Annotated in this window: 17 protein-coding genes; 11 read left to right on the top strand and 6 right to left on the bottom strand. The window is 62.5% G+C overall.

The window, feature by feature from the left end; translation table 11 throughout:
- Positions 1-185: 185 nt before the first annotated feature.
- Positions 186-872, top strand: a complete 687-nt coding sequence (locus BWP39_RS17995; protein ID WP_091017462.1) for an orotate phosphoribosyltransferase — start codon at positions 186-188, stop codon at positions 870-872.
- Between the two features lie 101 nt (positions 873-973).
- Here BWP39_RS17995 and BWP39_RS17990 read toward each other — a convergent pair whose 3' ends face one another.
- Entirely contained in the window at positions 974-1,693 is a 720-nt protein-coding gene (locus BWP39_RS17990) for a response regulator (protein ID WP_096722726.1), read from the bottom strand.
- 237 nt (positions 1,694-1,930) lie between these two features.
- Between BWP39_RS17990 and BWP39_RS17985 the strand changes: the two genes are divergently transcribed.
- The 5 genes from BWP39_RS17985 (at position 1,931) to BWP39_RS17965 (ending at position 8,037) form a co-directional block, all read left to right on the top strand.
- Positions 1,931-2,533, top strand: a complete 603-nt coding sequence (locus BWP39_RS17985) for a YbhB/YbcL family Raf kinase inhibitor-like protein (RefSeq protein WP_096722343.1) — start codon at positions 1,931-1,933, stop codon at positions 2,531-2,533.
- A gap of 187 nt (positions 2,534-2,720) precedes the next feature.
- The gene (argC, locus tag BWP39_RS17980; RefSeq protein ID WP_096722341.1) at positions 2,721-3,668 is read left to right on the top strand and encodes an N-acetyl-gamma-glutamyl-phosphate reductase; all 948 of its coding nucleotides are present in this window, start codon (positions 2,721-2,723) and stop codon (positions 3,666-3,668) included.
- Positions 3,669-4,156: 488 nt separating this feature from the next.
- Positions 4,157-5,611, top strand: a complete 1,455-nt coding sequence (locus tag BWP39_RS17975) for a DUF2957 domain-containing protein (RefSeq protein ID WP_096722339.1) — start codon at positions 4,157-4,159, stop codon at positions 5,609-5,611.
- Positions 5,612-5,724: 113 nt separating this feature from the next.
- Positions 5,725-6,948: a DUF2957 domain-containing protein gene (locus BWP39_RS17970; RefSeq protein WP_096722337.1), complete on the top strand. Its 1,224-nt coding sequence runs from the start codon at positions 5,725-5,727 to the stop codon at positions 6,946-6,948.
- Between the two features lie 261 nt (positions 6,949-7,209).
- Positions 7,210-8,037 (top strand): OmpW/AlkL family protein, encoded by an 828-nt coding sequence (locus BWP39_RS17965; RefSeq protein ID WP_096722335.1) that lies wholly within the window; start codon positions 7,210-7,212, stop codon positions 8,035-8,037.
- Positions 8,038-8,305: 268 nt separating this feature from the next.
- Here the strand turns inward: BWP39_RS17965 and BWP39_RS17960 are convergent, their stop codons facing one another.
- The gene (locus BWP39_RS17960) at positions 8,306-8,938 is read right to left on the bottom strand and encodes a LysE family translocator (protein ID WP_096722333.1); all 633 of its coding nucleotides are present in this window, start codon (positions 8,936-8,938) and stop codon (positions 8,306-8,308) included.
- 68 nt (positions 8,939-9,006) lie between these two features.
- On the bottom strand, positions 9,007-9,876 hold the full coding sequence (locus BWP39_RS17955) for an NAD(P)-dependent oxidoreductase (protein WP_096722331.1): 870 nt from the start codon (positions 9,874-9,876) through the stop codon (positions 9,007-9,009).
- Positions 9,877-10,015: 139 nt separating this feature from the next.
- Here BWP39_RS17955 and BWP39_RS17950 point away from each other — a divergent pair, with 139 nt between their 5' ends.
- From BWP39_RS17950 to BWP39_RS17945, 3 genes are all read left to right on the top strand, one after another.
- Positions 10,016-10,300, top strand: coding sequence for a hypothetical protein (locus tag BWP39_RS17950; protein ID WP_096722329.1), 285 nt, complete (start codon positions 10,016-10,018; stop codon positions 10,298-10,300).
- A 739-nt stretch (positions 10,301-11,039) separates the two neighbouring features.
- Positions 11,040-11,201, top strand: a complete 162-nt coding sequence (locus BWP39_RS31765; RefSeq protein WP_157915154.1) for a hypothetical protein — start codon at positions 11,040-11,042, stop codon at positions 11,199-11,201.
- Positions 11,202-11,267: 66 nt separating this feature from the next.
- A complete protein-coding gene (locus tag BWP39_RS17945; protein ID WP_096722327.1) occupies positions 11,268-12,932 on the top strand; it encodes an NRAMP family divalent metal transporter in 1,665 nt (554 codons plus the stop codon).
- A 134-nt stretch (positions 12,933-13,066) separates the two neighbouring features.
- Here the strand turns inward: BWP39_RS17945 and BWP39_RS17940 are convergent, their stop codons facing one another.
- The 3 genes from BWP39_RS17940 to BWP39_RS17930 all read right to left on the bottom strand — a co-directional run bounded on the left by BWP39_RS17940 (position 13,067) and on the right by BWP39_RS17930 (position 15,480).
- The gene (locus BWP39_RS17940) at positions 13,067-13,276 is read right to left on the bottom strand and encodes a hypothetical protein (protein WP_096722325.1); all 210 of its coding nucleotides are present in this window, start codon (positions 13,274-13,276) and stop codon (positions 13,067-13,069) included.
- 130 nt (positions 13,277-13,406) lie between these two features.
- Positions 13,407-14,663: an SDR family oxidoreductase gene (locus BWP39_RS17935; protein WP_096722724.1), complete on the bottom strand. Its 1,257-nt coding sequence runs from the start codon at positions 14,661-14,663 to the stop codon at positions 13,407-13,409.
- A 43-nt stretch (positions 14,664-14,706) separates the two neighbouring features.
- Entirely contained in the window at positions 14,707-15,480 is a 774-nt protein-coding gene (locus BWP39_RS17930) for a MipA/OmpV family protein (RefSeq protein ID WP_207556883.1), read from the bottom strand.
- A 171-nt stretch (positions 15,481-15,651) separates the two neighbouring features.
- Between BWP39_RS17930 and BWP39_RS17925 the strand changes: the two genes are divergently transcribed.
- Positions 15,652-16,377 (top strand): response regulator, encoded by a 726-nt coding sequence (locus BWP39_RS17925; protein ID WP_096722321.1) that lies wholly within the window; start codon positions 15,652-15,654, stop codon positions 16,375-16,377.
- A gap of 1 nt (position 16,378) precedes the next feature.
- On the top strand, positions 16,379-17,698 hold the full coding sequence (locus BWP39_RS17920; RefSeq protein ID WP_096722319.1) for an ATP-binding protein: 1,320 nt from the start codon (positions 16,379-16,381) through the stop codon (positions 17,696-17,698).
- The last annotated feature ends 12 nt before the right edge of the window (positions 17,699-17,710 follow it).

Below are 17,710 nucleotides of genomic sequence, written 5' to 3'. Positions count from 1 at the left end.
ACCTCCTGCCCCCGATCCGATTCGGGTAAAATGTCGGCCTACGCGCGCAGCAAACCGGTCTCACATACCGGGCCGCGTGTTCCGCCCGGCTACCGGCCCCGGAACACCGCCCGAATGCCCCGAGCACGTTTTGCCGCGCCATCGGGCCCCGCGCCCACCCTCCCGCTCAGACCAAGGATCCGCCCATGACAGGCTTCGATCGCCAGACGATCTCCGACACCACCGCGCGCATGCTGCTCGAAGTGCAGGCCGTGCACTTCAACGCCGAGAAACCGTACATCTTCACGTCCGGCTGGGCGAGCCCGGTCTATATCGACTGCCGCAAGCTGATCTCCTATCCGCGCGTACGCCGCGGCCTGATGGACATGGCCGAAGCGACCATCCTGCGCGATGTCGGTTACGAACAGATCGACGCCGTCGCCGGTGGCGAAACAGCCGGCATTCCGTTTGCCGCCTGGCTGTCCGACCGGCTGATGGTGCCGATGCAATACGTGCGCAAGAAGCCGAAGGGTTTCGGTCGCAACGCGCAGATCGAAGGGCTGCTGACCGAAGGCCAGCGCGTGCTGCTGGTCGAAGACCTGACCACCGACAGCCGCAGCAAGATCAACTTCATCAATGCGCTGCGCACGGCCGGCGCGACGGTGAACCACTGCTTCGTGCTGTTCCACTACAACATCTTCAAGGAAAGCGTCTCGGTCCTGAAGGACATCGACGTCGACCTGCATGCGCTCGCCACGTGGTGGGACGTCCTGCGTGTCGCGAAGGAAGCCGGCTACTTCGAAACGAAGACGCTCGACGAAGTCGAGAAATTCCTGCACGCGCCGGCCGAATGGTCCGCGGCGCACGGCGGCGCGACGGCTGCACCGCAGTAAGCGTTTCGCAGTTTCGGCCCGGTAGTTACGGGCCGGTGCCGGTGCCGTAGCAAAAACGTAGGGCCGCCAGTCATCACGACTGGCGGCCTTTCTTTTTGGTGTCACTCCGCTGCCGGCCACGTGGCACTCGTTTGATCGTCGATGATTTCCGACATATGCATGTGCGGCGACAGATTCAGCAGCCCGCTGCGTTGCGCATACTGGAAAAGCTGCGCGTCGTGCGCGAGCCCGAGCTTGCGCATGGCCGCCTTCTTTTGCGTGCTGATGGTCTTGATGCTGCGGTTCAGTAACCCGGCGATTTCCGTCGGCGTCATCCCCGACACGAGAAGCCGCACCACTTCGAGTTCGCGTGTCGACAGCATCGCTTCCGCGGCGTTGTCGTCGCTGTTCAGGCGCGACGCATCGAGCGATGCCGCGACCGCGGGGCTCAGATATCCACTTCCGCGAATCGTGTACAGGACCGCGAGCCCGACATGGCTCAACGCATCGGATTTGCTCACAATCCCCAGCACACCGAGGTCGCGCAACCGCTTCAGCAGCGCGACGTTTTCGAGCATCGTCAGCACGACGACCGGCAGCTTCGGGAAGTGGCGGCGCAGATAGACGATCAAGGGCAGGCCATCGCCGTACTGACCGCCGGGCATCGCGAGATCGGTCACGAGCACATCGCAGCGTGTGTTCTGCAGCACGTGGATCAGATCGGTCGACTGGCGGGCGCGTGCCACCACCTTGATGTCCGGGAATGCCTGCAGTGCCTGCTCGACACCGAGCAGTAGCACCGGATGATCGTCGGCCAGCGCGACCTTGACCGGAAGCTGTATCGCGCGCTTTCTTTCGCTCTGTCGCACTGCTGTACCCCGGGCGTTCGTTCGATGCGCTCACCGTGCTCGACGGATGCGATCGAAAAAGCAATGAATCGATTTGTTCGCCAGACTATAGCCGAACGCATCGGCTGAGATGCCTTTCCACGCGGAATGTTGGACGTCAATCGCGTTCGCAGCAGAAAATAGGGACAATGATCGAAGATCGCAGTACGCCCTTCTGAGGAGAACCGGCACATGCGCCCGCGCTACCTGGTCGTTTCGCTTGCGTCGCCCCGCCCTCGGTTGCCGTCTTTCGGGTTGCTGCTGCTCGGTCTCGCGCTCGTCACTGCCCACGGTCCACGCGCGCTCGCTGAAGGACCGTTCTCGCTGACCAGTGCGAGCTTTCACAACGGCGGCACCGTCGACCCCGCCCAGGTCTACGGCCAGGACGATTGCAAGGGTGGCAACCGCTCACCGCAACTGTCATGGCAAGACCCGCCCACCGGCACGCGCAGCTTCGCCGTTACCGTATTCGATCCGGATGCACCTGGCCGCGGCTGGTGGCACTGGGCGGTCGCCGGTATTCCGGCCACAGTTGAGCAGTTACCTGAGAATGCCAGCGCGTCCGGTCTGCTGAAAAAACTCGGTGCCGTCGAGGCGCGCAACGATTTCGACGACGAAGGCTACAGCGGCCCGTGCCCGCCGCCCGGCAAGCCGCACCATTACATCGTCACCGTCTACGCACTCGACACCGTCGACCTGCGGCTCGCACAAGGACGCCCCGCGCTGATGTTCGATCACGAGATCTCGACGGCGACGCTCGGCTACGCACGCATGACTGTCACTTACGGCCGCTAGCATTGGCGTTGCAGGGCACGGAATACCGTCGATGCCCCGCGAATGCGCTATCAACGGCATGCAACTGCGTGCATAACGTGTTTTTTTGCCGACTGCCGCGCACACCGCCGCATCTGTCCGCCAAACGGTCTTAAAATGTCGTTCCGGCGCTGCGGCGCCCGTCTTTCAGCTAGCCAGTGAGAATGAGATGAGCACGAAAGTTTTTGTCGACGGACAGGAAGGCACCACCGGCCTGAAGATCTTCGAATATCTGTCAGCGCGCGCCGACGTGGAAATCCTGCGTATCGACGAAGCGAAGCGCAAGGATCTCGACGAACGCCGCCGCCTCATCAACGCTTCGGACGTGACGTTCCTGTGCCTGCCCGACGTCGCGTCGCGCGAATCGGCGACGCTCGTCGACAACGACCACACCGTGCTGATCGACGCGAGCACCGCGTTTCGCACCAGCGCCGACTGGGCCTACGGCCTGCCCGAACTGAACCGTACGCAGCGCGAGCGGGTTCGCAGCTCAAAGCGCATCGCCGTGCCGGGCTGTCACGCATCGGCGTTCGTGCTGGCCATGCGCCCGCTCGTGGATGGCGGCATCGTGGCGTCCGATTTCGCCGCGCACAGCTACTCGATCACCGGCTACAGCGGCGGTGGCAAGAAAATGATTGCCGAGTACGAAGCCGCCGGCAATGCAAAGCTGAAAAGCCCGCGCGCCTACGCACTGGCGCTCACCCACAAGCATCTGCCGGAAATGGCCGCGCATACGGGCCTGAAAGCGGCACCGCTCTTCACGCCGATCGTCGGCGATTTCTACAAGGGTCTCGCGGTGACGACGTACTTCTCGCCCGCTCAGTTCGCGAAGAAAGCGAAACCGCAGGACGTGCAGGCGCTGTTCGCCGAGTACTACGCCGGCGAAGCGTTCGTGAACGTTGCGCCGTTCAATGCGGACCAGAACCTCGACGACGGTTTCTTCGACGTTCAGGCCGCCAACGACACCAATCGCGTCGACCTCTTCGTGTTCGGCAACGACGAGCACTTCGTCACCGTCGCGCGGCTCGATAACCTCGGCAAGGGCGCATCGGGCGCGGCGATCCAGTGTATGAATCTGAGCATCGGCGTCGCCGAAGACAGCGGCCTGAAACGCTAACCCAGGCGCCGGACCGATCCGGCAACTTATCGTATTGAACCAGCAGCCGGCTTTCAAACAGCCGGCTGTTTTTTTGCCCGCAATTACCCATTATCGAATTGGCGTTAACCCGCCGATCAGTAAAAACCCCGAATAGTATTTAATCATCCCGCATGATTACCAGCCGGTAATTCATTCCTCACTCCTGATTCGCTCCGCATAGTTTTTTCGTCTTAGGGAAAGCACTGACTTTTTCTCGAACGATCGTTCGAAGAAGATAGAGCCATTTTGCCGGCGCCGTTGCCCGACAGGCGCGTGCTGCAAAGCAACGCTATGGCGTGTTCGCTGAAAAATCGTTTTTTGTTTAAAAGGCCCGGCACGCTCGCCATAGTGCGAGTTGCGCGAATCTTTAGTTGTTTGAATCGATCTTTTTAGACGGTTCTATCAATTGACAGTCCTTTTAAGCGCAGCGAAATTACATCGCACAATTAGAGAAGGGAGACAGCAGCATGTCGTACGCCATATTCAGAGGCGTTGCTCTAGCAATTTGCGCAGCGCCCCTGGTGATCGCCTGTGGAGGCGGAAACGCCGGCAATCCCGGGCCGATCAACTCAGCTCAATGCTCGGGAGCGAGTTGTGGCGTACAGGGTCCGCCTACGTCAGGTGCGGGCAATGGCTCTGGCTCCGGCACCACCGCTGGCGCGCTGTGTCCTGCCACCAGCGATATCGTGAAGAGCACTTACCTTGGCGGCGCGGGCAGCGGCGAAGTGGTGTCGTTGAACATCGACGCGCAGGCGATGACCTACACGCTGAAGTGGCTCGAGTCGCCGATTCCGCTACACACCGGCACGGTGACGCCGTCGCGTGCAGGTGTGCAGATCACGGGTGCAGTGGCGCATCCGCCCACCGGCGCACTGCCGACCGCCGAGCAGATCCGCTGCGCGTTCATCCTCACGCCTGGTAGCGGGACGGCTTCGGTCGATGGCTCGACGTACAGCACTGCGGCTGCGTTTAACCAGGCCAATCCGCCGATGATCCTTGTGGGTCTTGGTGTGGCTGGCGGTGGGATTCCTGGTGCGACTGTTGAATTCGATGGCTTGACGATCCCGTTAGCCGGTAGCGGTATCGGCGCGGTGAAGAACCGGCATTTCGATTTCTATCCGTTCCTCGGCTTCGCAAGCACGACTACCGACATCTCCAAGCTGCCTGGCACTTACAACGGCCTGCTCTATCACCTCGTGCCGTCGGGTAACTATCAGACGGTCGCGACGAACACGAGCGAAACCTTTGACGCGAACGGTGGGTGCACGTCGTCGAGTGCGGTACCTGCAGGTGGCACCGCCAGTCCGACCGGCTGCCTGACGACCGGTACAGCGTGGACCGCGAACAGCAGTGGATATTTCGACAGCCAGCAGGCTCCGCAGATCCTGCCGCAATTCCAGCGCCCTCTCAACCTCGGACCAAGCACGCCTAGAACCGGTACTGCCCATATGGTGCTGGGTCAGATTAACGGTGCAGCAGTGCCGCTCGTGGTTCGCACAGGCTCGATCAACCTCGGGACAGCACCGTTCTACCTCGACGCGAAGATCGACGACGAATCCGGCATCTCGCTTCTCGCAAAAGCGACGGCGATCGCATCGGGCGGCTTCGACGGCGGTTACGTCGGTGCCGACTCCAACTTCAAGTACACAGCCTCGCTGATCCAGGGGACGACTGGCTCGTTCATCAGCCCGAGCACGTCACAGCTCGAAGAGCCGCCGTTCACACTGAACTACGGCCTGTCGACGCCAGGTCTCATCGGCGTCACCGACAGCAACGGCAAGACCGGCTACGCGATCGCTTCCGGCGGTCTGTATGCGATCACGATCCAGGGTGAAGAAAACGGTGGTCTGACCTCGACATCGGCCAATTCGGATACCCCGAACACACCGTACTTCGGCGTCGGAGCCCAAATCAGCAAATAGATAGCAAATAGCCGCGATGCAGGCGGGGACAGTGGCAGCAGTGAATTAAAGCAAGAGGCGGCTGGACAGGGAGCTGGCTGCTCACAAACAAAACATAGGATAGGAGGCGCGGTATGGAATGGAAAATCGTCTCGGCGCTCGCTCTTGCTGCGCCGCTTCTCGGGGCATGTAGTGGTGGTGGCAACGATCCGCCGCCGACACCGGAGGTCAGGCTCTGTCCGGCGACCCTCGACTACACCACGGTCTTCACCGGCGGTGGCGGCGACGGCGAACTCGCCAAGCTGCAGATCGACACGACGAAGATGACCTGGCAGGTCAGCTACGTCGAATCGCCGATTCCGGCCACGGTGGGCACGGTTATGCCGACCCGCGCAGGCCAGACGGCGAGCGGCACGATGACGCAGGAAACGACACTGCCGACGAAGAAGCTGAACGAGTGCGCGTACCGTCTGAACGGCGCGAGCCTCGACCCAACCCGTGTGGCGCGCGTCTTCATCGGCGAAGGCGTCGCGGGCGGCACGATTCCGGGGGCAGAAATTTCGTTCGGCGGGGTGCTCGGCACCGGTGCAGTGCCTGACACGAAGTTCCCGTACTACCCGTTCATCGGCTTCTCGACGCTGGAAACGAATCTGGCGAACGTGGCGGGCACGTACAACCAGCTCGGCTATCACCAGGTTCCGTCGCAAGCCTTCGCGCCGGTCGCCGTCAATTCGAAGATTGTCATCAACGCCGACGGTACGTGGACCGAGACCGACCTTACCGGCATCAACACGGGCATCACCCAGCAGCCCGGCTCGAACTTCACGCAGTCGCCGGATGGCAGCGGTGCTTTCGTCACCAACGGCTTCCTCGGTCAGGTCAAACCGACGCTCTCGGCCACGCCGCAAGCGAAGGGCTACATGATCGTCGGCAAGCTGCGCGGCCAGAACGTGCCGATCCTGGTCCGCACGGGTGCGGCCAGTTCGTCGCCGACAGGTCCGTACGCGGACGACGAATCGGGTATCTCGATCCTCGCGCCGCAGACAGTCATCACCAGCGGTTCGCAGGACGGCGAGTACATCGGCGTGGACAGCGAGTTTGACTATCGTACGACCGCGATCGCAGGCACTCAGGCGACGTTGCTCGATCCGTTCCAGCCCTCGCAGGCGTCACTCACGCGGGTGCTGAACTTCGACTTCACGCAGACCACGCCGGGTGTTGTGACGACGACGATGAATAGCGCCGCAGCAGGTAGCGCACCGACCGGGAAGTTCATCTTCACGGGCGGCGTGTTCGGCTACCTCGACCTGTCGACGCCGTCGGCCCCGTATTTCACGGTCGGCGCATTCGTCCAGTAAAGGGGATGCGGCAACGCATCCTGAGCGCAACCACATGACGCCTCCCTGCCCGCCGCCACTGTAGCGGCGGGTAAGGAGCCGAGGGGAATGCGGGTAGCCGGAATGTCGCAGTGTCCAGTGCTGCAGGAAGCCCGCATGAGGTCGGAACAGGAGCTAAAGCGGTTGGAATAAACGCTAAAGCATCGACGCCGATCGACCGCTGTGCATGGGACCGGAGTCAGCGCTAAAGCGCGCACTGCGGTCGACAAGGAGAGGAAAAAGATGAAAAGAATTATTGTTGCAGCGCTGGCCGCCTGCCTGTCGGCAGGCGCCTATGCGCAGCAGGCGGGCGATAACGTCGTCGCACTCGGCTGGTTTCACGTCGCGCCGCTTAACCCGAACTCGGGGCCGCTGACGACGGGCGTCGCACCGACGCCAATCAACACGCCGCTACGGCTACCCAGCTCGTTCACGTCGCAAGGAACGGGGCTGTCGACTAACAACGCCGACACGCTCGGCCTCGTGATCAGCCACTTCTTTACCGATCACATCGCTGTGTCGTCGGTGGCTGGCGTGCCGCCGGTGTTCAAGCTGTCCGGTCACGGCACGATCAAGCCGCCCGGACCGGCCGGTGCGCTCGGTAGCCAGAACCTGAGCGACGGGCCCGCGAACCCGATCGTGAAGAGCGTGCGGCAGTGGAGCCCGGCGGTGATATTCCAGTATTACTTCAACTCGTCGACCTCGAAATTCCGGCCGTTCGTCGGTATCGGCGTGTCGTACAACTGGTTCTCCGACATCCAGCTGAACAACAACTTCGTCACCTCGACGCAGAACAACCTCGGCTCGATACTCGCGGCGGGGGCCGGTAAGCCGGGCCTGACTTCGGTGGAAGGGAAGGCGTCGTCGTCGTGGCAGCCGGTGTTCAACGTGGGTGCGACTTACGCCCTCTCGAAGAACTTTGGCGTCGTGGCATCGGTGACCTACATCCCGTTGAAGACGACCTCGTCGGTCATCATCAAGGCCGCGGACGGCAGCGAACTCGGCGTGAGCAAGGCCGAGCTGAAAGCGGACCCGATCATCACGTTCCTCGCGCTGTCGTACAAGTTCTGAGCGTGACGCGGCGTGCGCCCTGCGCGCCGCGTGCCTAAGCGCAGCATGGGGACACGGCCGCCCTCGCATGCAAAAACTACAGACGAAAAAAAGCCCGCCATGTTTGGCGGGCTGAATCCATATCAGGAGACATGGAGGAGACAGTTCCAACTATAGCAAAGTGCGTGGTGCGACGCAACATTTTTGTCTGAATCCATGCTCTAAAATTGCTCTTCGGTAACAAATACAGGCTATTCCGGGATGGTGCGTCGCACCGCTCCAGCCCTCTTCAGTGCCGTACGAGCGCCATCATGGCGCCAAAACCGACGAACACACTGCCGGTTAGCCGGTTGAACGCCTTCGCGACGTTGCGGCTCTTCAGATGCGCGCCGATCCGCGAACCAAAGCCCGCGTATACGCAATACCAGCTCACCTCGATCACCGACAGCGTGGCCACGAGGATGCCGAATTGCGGCAGCACCGGCCGCGCGGCGTCGATGAATTGCGGCAGCAGCGCGGCGGCGAACAGGATTGCCTTCGGATTGCTGCTCGCCACCAGGAAGCCGTTGCGAAAGAGCGCAGCGCGCGAGCGGAAGTGCGTCGCCGGCAGGTCAGCGGACGGCGCGGACGCTTCAACAGCGGGCGCGCGCCACGCCTTGACGCCGAGATAGACCAGGTACACCGCACCGGCGATCCGCAGCGCGTTGAACATCGCCGGCCATGCCTTCAGAAACACGCCGAGCCCCGCCACCGACACTGCCAGCATCAACACGAGCGCGGACAGGCTGCCAGCCATCGTCGCACTCGAGCGGCGCAGCCCGTGTCGCGCCCCATGCGTCATCATCAACAGCATGTTCGGGCCCGGAATCGCGCACACGACGAACACCGTCGCGAGGAACAGCCACCAGGTATGCAGGCTCATGGCAACGCTTCAGAAGAACGAATGGGCAGCCATTATGCCCGCGTACGGTGCATCGCGGGCAGGCCGATTCAGCGCCCGGCCCGCCGTGCCGCCACCTTGCCCAGCACCGCAAAATCCTTATCGCCGTCACCGTGTGCAATCGCTTCGAGCAGGCTGTCGCGCACGGCGCTGCCCACCGGCAGCGGCGTCGAGACGAGCTCGGCGGCCGCCAGCGCGAGCCGCACGTCCTTCAACCCGAGACGCGCCTTGAAGAGTGCGGGCTCGTAGCGCTGCTCCGCGATCATCTTCCCGTACCCCTGATAAACCGGGCCCGGAAACACGCTGCTCGTGATGATGTCGAGAAAGTCCTGCATCGCAACGCCGTGACCGCCCAGCAGCGCCGATGCCTCACCGAGCGTTTCGACGGCCGAGGCCAGCATGAAATTGGCCGCGAGCTTGGCCACGTTCGCCTGTTGTGCAAGCGAACCGATACGCCACGTCTTCTGGCCGATCGAGTCGAATACCGGCTGCACACGGTCGATTGCTTCGGCGGGACCAGCAGCGATGATCGTCAGTTTCCCGGCGGCGGCGACGTCGGGGCGTCCCATGACGGGCGCGGCGACATAGTGCAGACCGCGTGCCGCATGGGCATGCGCGAGTTCTTCGGCAAGCGTCACCGAAATGGTCGCCATGTTCACGTGAATCAGACCGCGCGCGGCGCCTTCCAGCAGGCTCGCGTCGACGACTTCGCGCAACGCGGTGTCGTCGGCGAGCATCGAGAACACGGCGTCGCCGGCGAATGCCTCGGCGGGTGTCGCGACGACCTGTGCGCCTGCCTGCGCGAGCGGCTGCGCGCGTTCCGGCGAGCGGTTCCAGACCCGTACGCGATGACCGGCTTTCAGCATGTTGGCTACCATCGCGGCGCCCATTCCACCGAGACCGATAAAACCGATGTCCATCTGTCACTCCCAATCTGCGAAAAACGAAAGTAAAGCACAGCCGTGTGACGTGTGCAGTGACACGCCGCACGTGCGGCGCCGCTAGCGGTGGCCGCGATGCGTACAATGCGGACTTGTTCTTTCCGTAGAGGCTATCCGTATGGCAATGAAAAAGACCGACCTTGAGAAAAACAAGGCGCTGAAACTAGGCAACGCAATGAAGCTGGCTACCGCCGACCGTTTCGGCAAAGGCGCAGCCGCACCGAAACTCGACCGCCGCGAGCAGCGCAAGCTCGATCAGGCGCAAGGGCTCGTCCCGTTTGCATGCAAACTCGAAAGCGAACTCGTCGAGCAATTGAAGACACGCGCGGACGCACACGCCGGCGGCATGAACGGCCTGCTCGACGAACTCCTCAAACGCGGTCTCGCCGCCGATGCGTCGTAGCCCGAAACATCTCGTGAAGCCGGGCGCCGACACGTCGGCTCTGGCAGCACGTTGACCGCAACGCGAACTCATGCAGGACTCTTGAGCAAGCAGACCGTAAGAAAAAATTTCAGCCGCTCAGGTATTTTTCATTGACTTGCCATCTGGCGAGTGCCTAAAATCCCGCTGTTATCACAAAAGGGGCGAACGCCTTGGACAGTAGCAGTAGTCGATCTTCGACCAGTTTCTCTGCCTGACAGGCAGGACGTCCCGCGCTAAGTCTCTTCCCTAGCCGCCGTCTTGCCCCAAGGGCAAACGGTGCGCGCCGTAGTTACTCGTAGCAGTATCCGCAGTACTCCTCCGTGCACATTGACTGACCGTTGCCGTTACGGCATGCGTGCGTTTGCGCGTATGCGTCACAGCCGGTCTGGCGTTGCGGGCATTGCCCGTTGCGCTGCGTCGTCACGCCCGTCATCCGCGTTGTCGCGGGACCGGCGTGTGGATCAACGTACCTGCGCACATACACATGCGCAAAGGAGGCCGTCATGCCTGACAGTGACTCTAGTGACTCTTGCCCTTCCCGCTTTTATTGCCGCACGCACTCGCGGCGCATGAGCAGCCCCTGCGCTGCATTGCGCGTCGCCTGACGGAAAGTCCGCCGCATTCTTCCGGTCGCCGCCGCCCTTTGGCGCGGCCGCACGTGAAACGGCGCAGCCGGCTTTCCGCGCGCCCGTTTTAACGTCTTACCGGAGGAATCGCCATGCAATTCGCTCTCCTCGTTTCACAGCTGCCGCGCATCCACGAAGCGCGTACCCACTACAACGACATGCTGTCGCTAGAGCCGCGCCGCCGTAGCCTGCGCGCGTCCGCAGTGGCGGCGTTCAACGCAGTTCGCGCTGCGTTGAAAGTACGGCGTCGATAAAACACATCACACAACGCGGCCGGCAACGGCCGCGAAAACAATACTCACGCTTCGGAGAACAACATCATGTCCACGCCAACCCAGGTTTCACCACCACGCAATGCTGCACTCGAGCGCAGCGCCGTCCTCGACGAAGCGCATCTCGGCGATATCAAGGGGGCATTCGGCACCATTGCACGTCACGACGTCGCCCCACGCAACACCTGGTTCGCACGGATACGCACGCTGCTCGCGATCCTCGGGCCCGGTCTCATCGTGATGGTCGGCGACAACGATGCCGGCGCATTCGGCACCTACACGCAAGCCGGCCAGAACTACGGCACCACACTGCTGTGGACGCTCCTTCTCCTGATTCCCGTCCTGTTCGTGAATCAGGAGATGGTGCTGCGGCTCGGCGCGGTTACCGGAGTCGGCCACGCACGGCTGATCTTCGAGCGCTTCGGCAAATTCTGGGGCGCCTTTAGCGTCATCGATCTGTTCATCCTGAACGCGCTCACGCTAGTCACCGAATTTATCGGCATTACGTTCGCGCTCGACTTTCTCGGTATGCCGAAGATCCCCGGCGTGATCATCGCGGCGCTACTCACCGGCGCGGCGGTCAGTACCGGCAACTTCCGACGATTCGAACGCTTTGCGCTCGGGCTATGTCTGTTGAGCCTGCTGCTGGTCCCAGTGCTGATCTCGATCCATCCACCGGTCGGCCAGATGACGCGCGATTTCCTGATTCCGAACTGGCCCGCCCACTCGAAGCTGAGCGACGTGATGCTGCTCGTGATCGGTATCGTCGGTACGACGGTCGCACCGTGGCAACTGTTCTTCCAGCAGAGCTACATCGTCGACAAGCGCATCACACCGCGCTTCATGAAATACGAAAAAGCGGACCTGTGGATCGGTATCGCGTTCGTGATGATCGGCGCCATCGCGATGATCTCGTTCTGTGCGGCGCTGTTCCAGGGCCGGCCGGAGTTCGGCAATTTCACCGATGCCGGCGGTGTGATCGCCGGGCTCGACAAGTACGTCGGCAAGTGGCCCGCGGTGATCTTCGCGGTGGCGCTGCTGGATGCCTGCATCATCGGTGCGGCTGCCGTGTCGCTGTCGACCGCCTATGCGATCGGCGACGTGTTCCGCATTCGCCACTCGCTACATCGTGGCGTGTCCGACGCGAAGGGCTTCTACTTCGTCTACTTCGGCATCATCGCGTTCGCTGCGGCGCTCGTACTGATTCCCGGCAGCCCGCTCGGTCTGCTGACAGAAGCCGTGCAGACGCTCGCTGGTGTGCTGTTGCCAAGCGCAACCGTGTTCCTGCTGCTGTTGTGCAACGATCGTGCAGTGCTCGGGCCGTGGGTTAATTCGACCCAGTTGAACGTCTTTACGGGTGCGGTGATCTGGGTACTCGTGATGCTGTCGATCGTACTGACCGCATCGGTCATGTATCCGGACATCACCGGTGAAACGATCCTCGAAGTGCTCGGCGGCGGTACGGCGCTCGCACTGGCCGTCGCTGCGATCGCGATCCCGTTGCGCAAGCGCGGGATCAACGGATGGGCGGATGCGCTGTCGGCATCGCTGGAAAAAGGCTCGCGCGACACGTGGCGCATGCCGCCGCTCAATGAGTTGCCGCCACCGAACCTCACGCTCAGCAAGCGGATCTGGATGGGTGTGCTGCGCGGTTACCTGGTGATTGCCGTTGCACTGGTGCTGGTCAAGGTCATCGAAATGGCGCTGCAGTAACTGCATGTGCGCGCCGCGCACGCGGTGCAGAAAACAGAAAGGCCAGAGCAACCGCTCTGGCCTTTCTGCTGAAACGCGTCGCGCCGGTCTACTGCGCGCGTACCGTTCAAGGACGCGCCGACGCAGCGTCCGGCTTACTGTTGCGTACCCTTGTCGTTGGTACCGGCAGCCGATGCTGCCTCTTCAACCTTGGCACGCTTGCCGTGGTGCTTCAGTTGCTTGTGGTGCTTCTTCGGCGTGCTGGCAGCGGCGGCCGGCGCTGCTGCGTCCGATGCCTGTGCGAAAGCCTGAACGGACACCAGCGCCACTGCGACGGTTGCGAGCGAGGCAATGATCTTCTTCATATGTTTATTCCCCAGACCTGAACGACGTTTCAAATTGAATGGAAAAGCAGAACGGTGAAGCGGACACGGCGGCGTTGCGTCGGCCGATTCCCCGCCGGGCAGTATCACGCAGCGTAGGCGGTTTGTCATCTCATAAGAGTCGATATGTATTTTCCTGGAGACACGTTTCTTTCAAAAAGCTTTCTTGCGCTGGAAAGCCCGTCACAGGCCGTACAAAGTCGCGTTTCATCTGCTCGACGATGCCGATTCCTTGTGACGTACGCACACATTCGTTCAGGTAATCGGTGAACGGCAGCGGGTCGAAACCGATCTCTTCACGCAGGTGCCGGTTGTCGAAAACGTAGTCGAGTTGCGCGAAGCCCGCGTACAACCCGAGCGCCCGTTCCACGAGGTGGCTATGGGGCGCGTGGTCGCCGCCGGTTGTCTCGCGCGCAATCGCGCGTAGCTCGCGCGGCGCACACATCGAGTAGCGTCTTCCCGACGTGCCCGTCGCTTCGTCCATTGCATTGACGATCTGCGTGATGGTCGCCGCGTTAGCACCGGCCGACACGTGATACGTGTCGTGCGCAAGCTTCGGCTTGACGGTGAGCAGCGTCAGCGCACGCGCGCAATCGTCCACCGAAACCACGTCGATACGACTCACCGCGCGCGCTGCAAACCGACGCGCAGCATGCACGACGCGAAACACCCAGAAACTGCGTGCCGACGGCGATGTTCCGAGCACCGTGTGTCCGACTACGGTCGACGGTCGTACGACCACCATCGGCAGGCGCGGGTATGTGATGCGCAGCAGCCGCTCCGCTTCGCGTTGGATCTGCGTGTGCGGCACCAGATGCCGCGATTCGCCATAGCCGAATACCGACTCCGGCACGACCGCGCTACAGCGCGTGCCGCACGCCATCGCCGCGCTCACATGCACGAAACGCTGCAACGTCTTGCTGCACGCGAAGTGCGACGCGAAGCGCAGTGTGTCGCGCACATTCATGTCGAGCTGACGCGCGTGCGTCGATAGCGACGCCGGCGCCGCGCAGTTGATCACGTGCGAGGCACCGGTAAGACGTGCTTCGTCGGCGGGCGAGAATTCGCCACCCAGTTCGCCGACGATAACGTTCGCCTGCGTCAGGCGCTCCGCGCGATAACGCGGCAGACCGCTGCGCACCGCCGACATGCGCAGCCGCGCCAGCGCATGCGCCGCGCTCGTGCCGCGCACGAGACAGATCACGCGGTCGAGCAATCCCGCGTTCACCAGCGTCGCCAGCACACTGCCGCCGATAAAACCGGTCGCGCCGGTCAACACCAGCGAGTCGACGCCGATTGCGTGCGTGCGCGCCGAAGTAGTCAGGCTGTCCTTCCATGTGGTCGACAGCGGGGTTTGCCAGGCAAACATCGCGAACTCCATTTGAGCAGCGGCGGTCCGGGGCCGTCGTTACTCAGTATCGATAGGTGACGGCCGTCATGCCGAACCAGTTGTTCTTCGTCTGCACGATCGGGCTGTTGCTCGACGAACCGACGAGACGCGTGAGGCCAGCCGTGGTGTTCAACGACCAGCGCGGCGAGAACGTGTAGTTCCAGGCCGCGGAAATCGTCGCGTGATCGAAACCACCTTTGGTCGAGTACGACTGGAAGCGGCTGGCCGCGGCTTGCGCGTCAGTCACACCGAAGAAGGTCTGCGTATAGCGGCCGCTGCCTGCGTGCAGGCTGCCGGTGATGCTGATGTCGTTGGTTGGCGTCTGCAGTACCGGCACGGTCAGGTCGATGTGGCCGCTGATACCGCGCGTCGTATGCGTGAGCGGCTGGTCGAGCGTGATGCTGACGGTCGAACTACCGAACAGGTGCGCACCAGCCTGCACCGAAACGAGCAGCGAACCCGGGATGTTGCCCATCCCCTTCAGGTAGTCCGAACCGGGGCGGTCGAAGCGCTTTTCGTCGGCGCGGCCGTCGTCGTAGCTAAGCGCTGCCGATACGAACAGCCCGTTGGCGAAGTCCTTGCGATAACCGGCGCCATCGGTCGTGCTGATGAAAAAACCGTTGCCAAATTGCGCCGCGAACGCGGGTCCGATAACCGGCCGATAGTCGCGGCTGCCTTCATAGCGCGACGTCACGCCGGTGGCGAGCGAAAACAGGTAGGTATTCTCCGCGTGAGCGGCAGAGACGCAGGTCAGGCCAAGCAGCGGGGCACAGCAATGCAGGAGACGTTTGCGCACGGTCAGGTCTTTTTGGGATGGAATGCCGCAGTCTAGGGATAGCCCGCACCCACGTCTGTCTCGAAACCCTTTGAATTTGTGCGCAATTGTGTGGAAATGTCCAAGAGTGTCCCGCCCGCCCCTCGCGCGTACGGGGCCGGATAAAATCGGCGCTTCAGCGGGGAGAAAACAATGGAAGAACAGATACCGCTCAAGCATCCGGTCATGCTGATCGAGGACGACGACCGCCTCGCCCAGCTGATCGCCGAATACCTCGGCAGCTACGAATTCGCGGTAACGATCGTGCGACGCGGCGACATCGCTGTCGCCGCGGTGCGCGAACACAAGCCGGCGCTCGTGATTCTCGATCTGATGCTGCCGCATATGGACGGCATGGAAGTGTGCCGGCGCATCCGCGCCTTTTCGAGCGTGCCGGTGCTGATCCTGACCGCACGAGTCGACGTGTTCGACCAGATCGCGGGCCTCGAAATCGGTGCCGACGACTACGTCATCAAGCCGATCGAACCACGCGTGCTGGTTGCACGGGCGCGAGCGCTGCTGCGGCGCGCGCCGCGCGAAAGCGCGGCGGCGACAGACACGGGCGAAATGCTGGTGTTCGGCGAACTGCAGATCTCGCCGCCCAACCGCACCGTGACCTGGCGCGGCCAGCTGGTCGAGCTGAAAACCGCCGAATACAACCTGCTTTTGATCCTCGCGCGCGCCGCCGGCACGGTGCTGAGCCGCGACGACATCCTGAAGCAGTTGCGCGGCATCGAGTTCGACGGCATCGATCGCACCGTCGATTCAGGCATCTCGCGACTGCGCCGCCGCTTCGAGGATGCCTCGCCGGAGCCGCACAAGATCAAGACGATCTGGGGGCGCGGCTACCTGTTCAGCCCGTCGGCGTGGGAGGAGTGACATGCTGCGCTCGCTGATCAAGCTGTATCTGCTGGTGGTGCTGGGCGGCGCTCTCGCCATCGCGTTCATCGACCATTCGTTCCCGCAGCTGTTTCACGACCGTGTCACTGCGGACGCGCGCGACAGCACGAAAGCGTACGCCTTCGTGCTGTCGGAATATCTGCAGCGTCATGCCGGTCCCGAGCGTGCGGCTGCGCTTGCAGCGCTGCAGGCACACGGCAGCGAGGGTTTCAGTCTGCTCACGATGCGTGACGTTATCCCGCTGATGGACGAAGAACAGCTGCGTGATCTGCGCGCCGGCATGCTGGTATTGAGCTTCGATGCCAAAGACTACTATCTGCCGCTGCCGGACGGGACGATCGTTCATGCGCATCCCGACGATGCGGCGAACCTTGGTATCCAGATCTACGCGTACATCGTGATCGCGCTCGCGACGCTGCTCGCGGTGATGCTATGGGTGCACTACCACTGGCGCGATCTACGCAAGCTGCAGGCAGCCGCGCACGCGTTCGGCGCGGGTAAGCTCACCACCCGTGCGCAACTGTCGAGGAAGTCGAACATCTACGAACTGTCGCAGCAGTTCAACGAAATGGCGCGCCAGATCGAAGCATCGATCCTGCACCAGCGCGACATGATGCACGGCATCTCGCACGAGCTGAAGACGCCGCTCACGCGACTCGAATTCGGGCTCGCGCTGTTGCAGTCGCCGGAATCCGCCGAGCGTCAGCGCGAACGGCAACAGGCATTGCGTGCGGACGTACGCGAACTCGACGACCTCGTCACCGAGCTGCTGACGTTGAGCAGCCTCGAACAGGGCGAACGGCACATGCTACTGATGAAGGTCTCGGTCGGCGAACTGCTCGACAGTGTCGCTGCGAGCATCGCGCACGATGTCGCCGACCGCAGGCTGACACTTGCCGTGACGACGGCCGGGGCGCCCGCGTATCATGTGTGCGATCCGAAGCTCGTTGCTCGCGCGTTGCTGAATCTGATTCGCAACAGCACGCGCTACGCGCATCGCTCGGTGTCGTTGCGTGCGTCGATGGGCACAGCCGGCTCGCTGGTGCTGACCGTCGAGGACGACGGCCCTGGCATTCCCGTTGCAGACCGTGCGCGCGTCTTCGAACCGTTTCATCGGCTCGACTCCAGCCGCGATCGCCACACGGGCGGCTTCGGCCTCGGCCTCGCGATCGTGCGGCGCGTGGCGCTCGTACATGGCGGCGAAGTGCACCTCGACGACGGCTCATGGGGTGGCGCACGCTTCGTGATCACGCTGCCGCCGATGTCGATGTCGGTCGCGGATGCTGCCCAGGCCGCGTAACGCCATACAGAA

This window comes from Paraburkholderia acidicola (genome assembly GCF_002362315.1).
Lineage (GTDB): Bacteria > Pseudomonadota > Gammaproteobacteria > Burkholderiales > Burkholderiaceae > Paraburkholderia > Paraburkholderia acidicola.
This window is presented reverse-complemented; position numbering and strand designations above follow the sequence as displayed.

Bases quoted from the DNA above. Each gene is read 5' to 3' on its own strand.
- BWP39_RS17945 (WP_096722327.1), top strand. From the start codon at position 11,268: ATGTCCACGCCAACCCAGGTTTCACCACCACGCAATGCTGCACTCGAG.
- BWP39_RS17925 (WP_096722321.1), top strand. From the start codon at position 15,652: ATGGAAGAACAGATACCGCTCAAGCATCCGGTCATGCTGATCGAGGAC.
- BWP39_RS17960 (WP_096722333.1), bottom strand. From the start codon at position 8,938: ATGAGCCTGCATACCTGGTGGCTGTTCCTCGCGACGGTGTTCGTCGTG.
- BWP39_RS17940 (WP_096722325.1), bottom strand. From the start codon at position 13,276: ATGAAGAAGATCATTGCCTCGCTCGCAACCGTCGCAGTGGCGCTGGTG.
- BWP39_RS17955 (WP_096722331.1), bottom strand. From the start codon at position 9,876: ATGGACATCGGTTTTATCGGTCTCGGTGGAATGGGCGCCGCGATGGTA.
- BWP39_RS17935 (WP_096722724.1), bottom strand. From the start codon at position 14,663: ATGTTTGCCTGGCAAACCCCGCTGTCGACCACATGGAAGGACAGCCTG.
- BWP39_RS17950 (WP_096722329.1), top strand. From the start codon at position 10,016: ATGGCAATGAAAAAGACCGACCTTGAGAAAAACAAGGCGCTGAAACTA.
- BWP39_RS17920 (WP_096722319.1), top strand. From the start codon at position 16,379: ATGCTGCGCTCGCTGATCAAGCTGTATCTGCTGGTGGTGCTGGGCGGC.
- BWP39_RS17970 (WP_096722337.1), top strand. From the start codon at position 5,725: ATGGAATGGAAAATCGTCTCGGCGCTCGCTCTTGCTGCGCCGCTTCTC.
- BWP39_RS17965 (WP_096722335.1), top strand. From the start codon at position 7,210: ATGAAAAGAATTATTGTTGCAGCGCTGGCCGCCTGCCTGTCGGCAGGC.
- BWP39_RS17975 (WP_096722339.1), top strand. From the start codon at position 4,157: ATGTCGTACGCCATATTCAGAGGCGTTGCTCTAGCAATTTGCGCAGCG.
- BWP39_RS31765 (WP_157915154.1), top strand. From the start codon at position 11,040: ATGCAATTCGCTCTCCTCGTTTCACAGCTGCCGCGCATCCACGAAGCG.
- BWP39_RS17995 (WP_091017462.1), top strand. From the start codon at position 186: ATGACAGGCTTCGATCGCCAGACGATCTCCGACACCACCGCGCGCATG.
- BWP39_RS17985 (WP_096722343.1), top strand. From the start codon at position 1,931: ATGCGCCCGCGCTACCTGGTCGTTTCGCTTGCGTCGCCCCGCCCTCGG.
- argC (WP_096722341.1), top strand. From the start codon at position 2,721: ATGAGCACGAAAGTTTTTGTCGACGGACAGGAAGGCACCACCGGCCTG.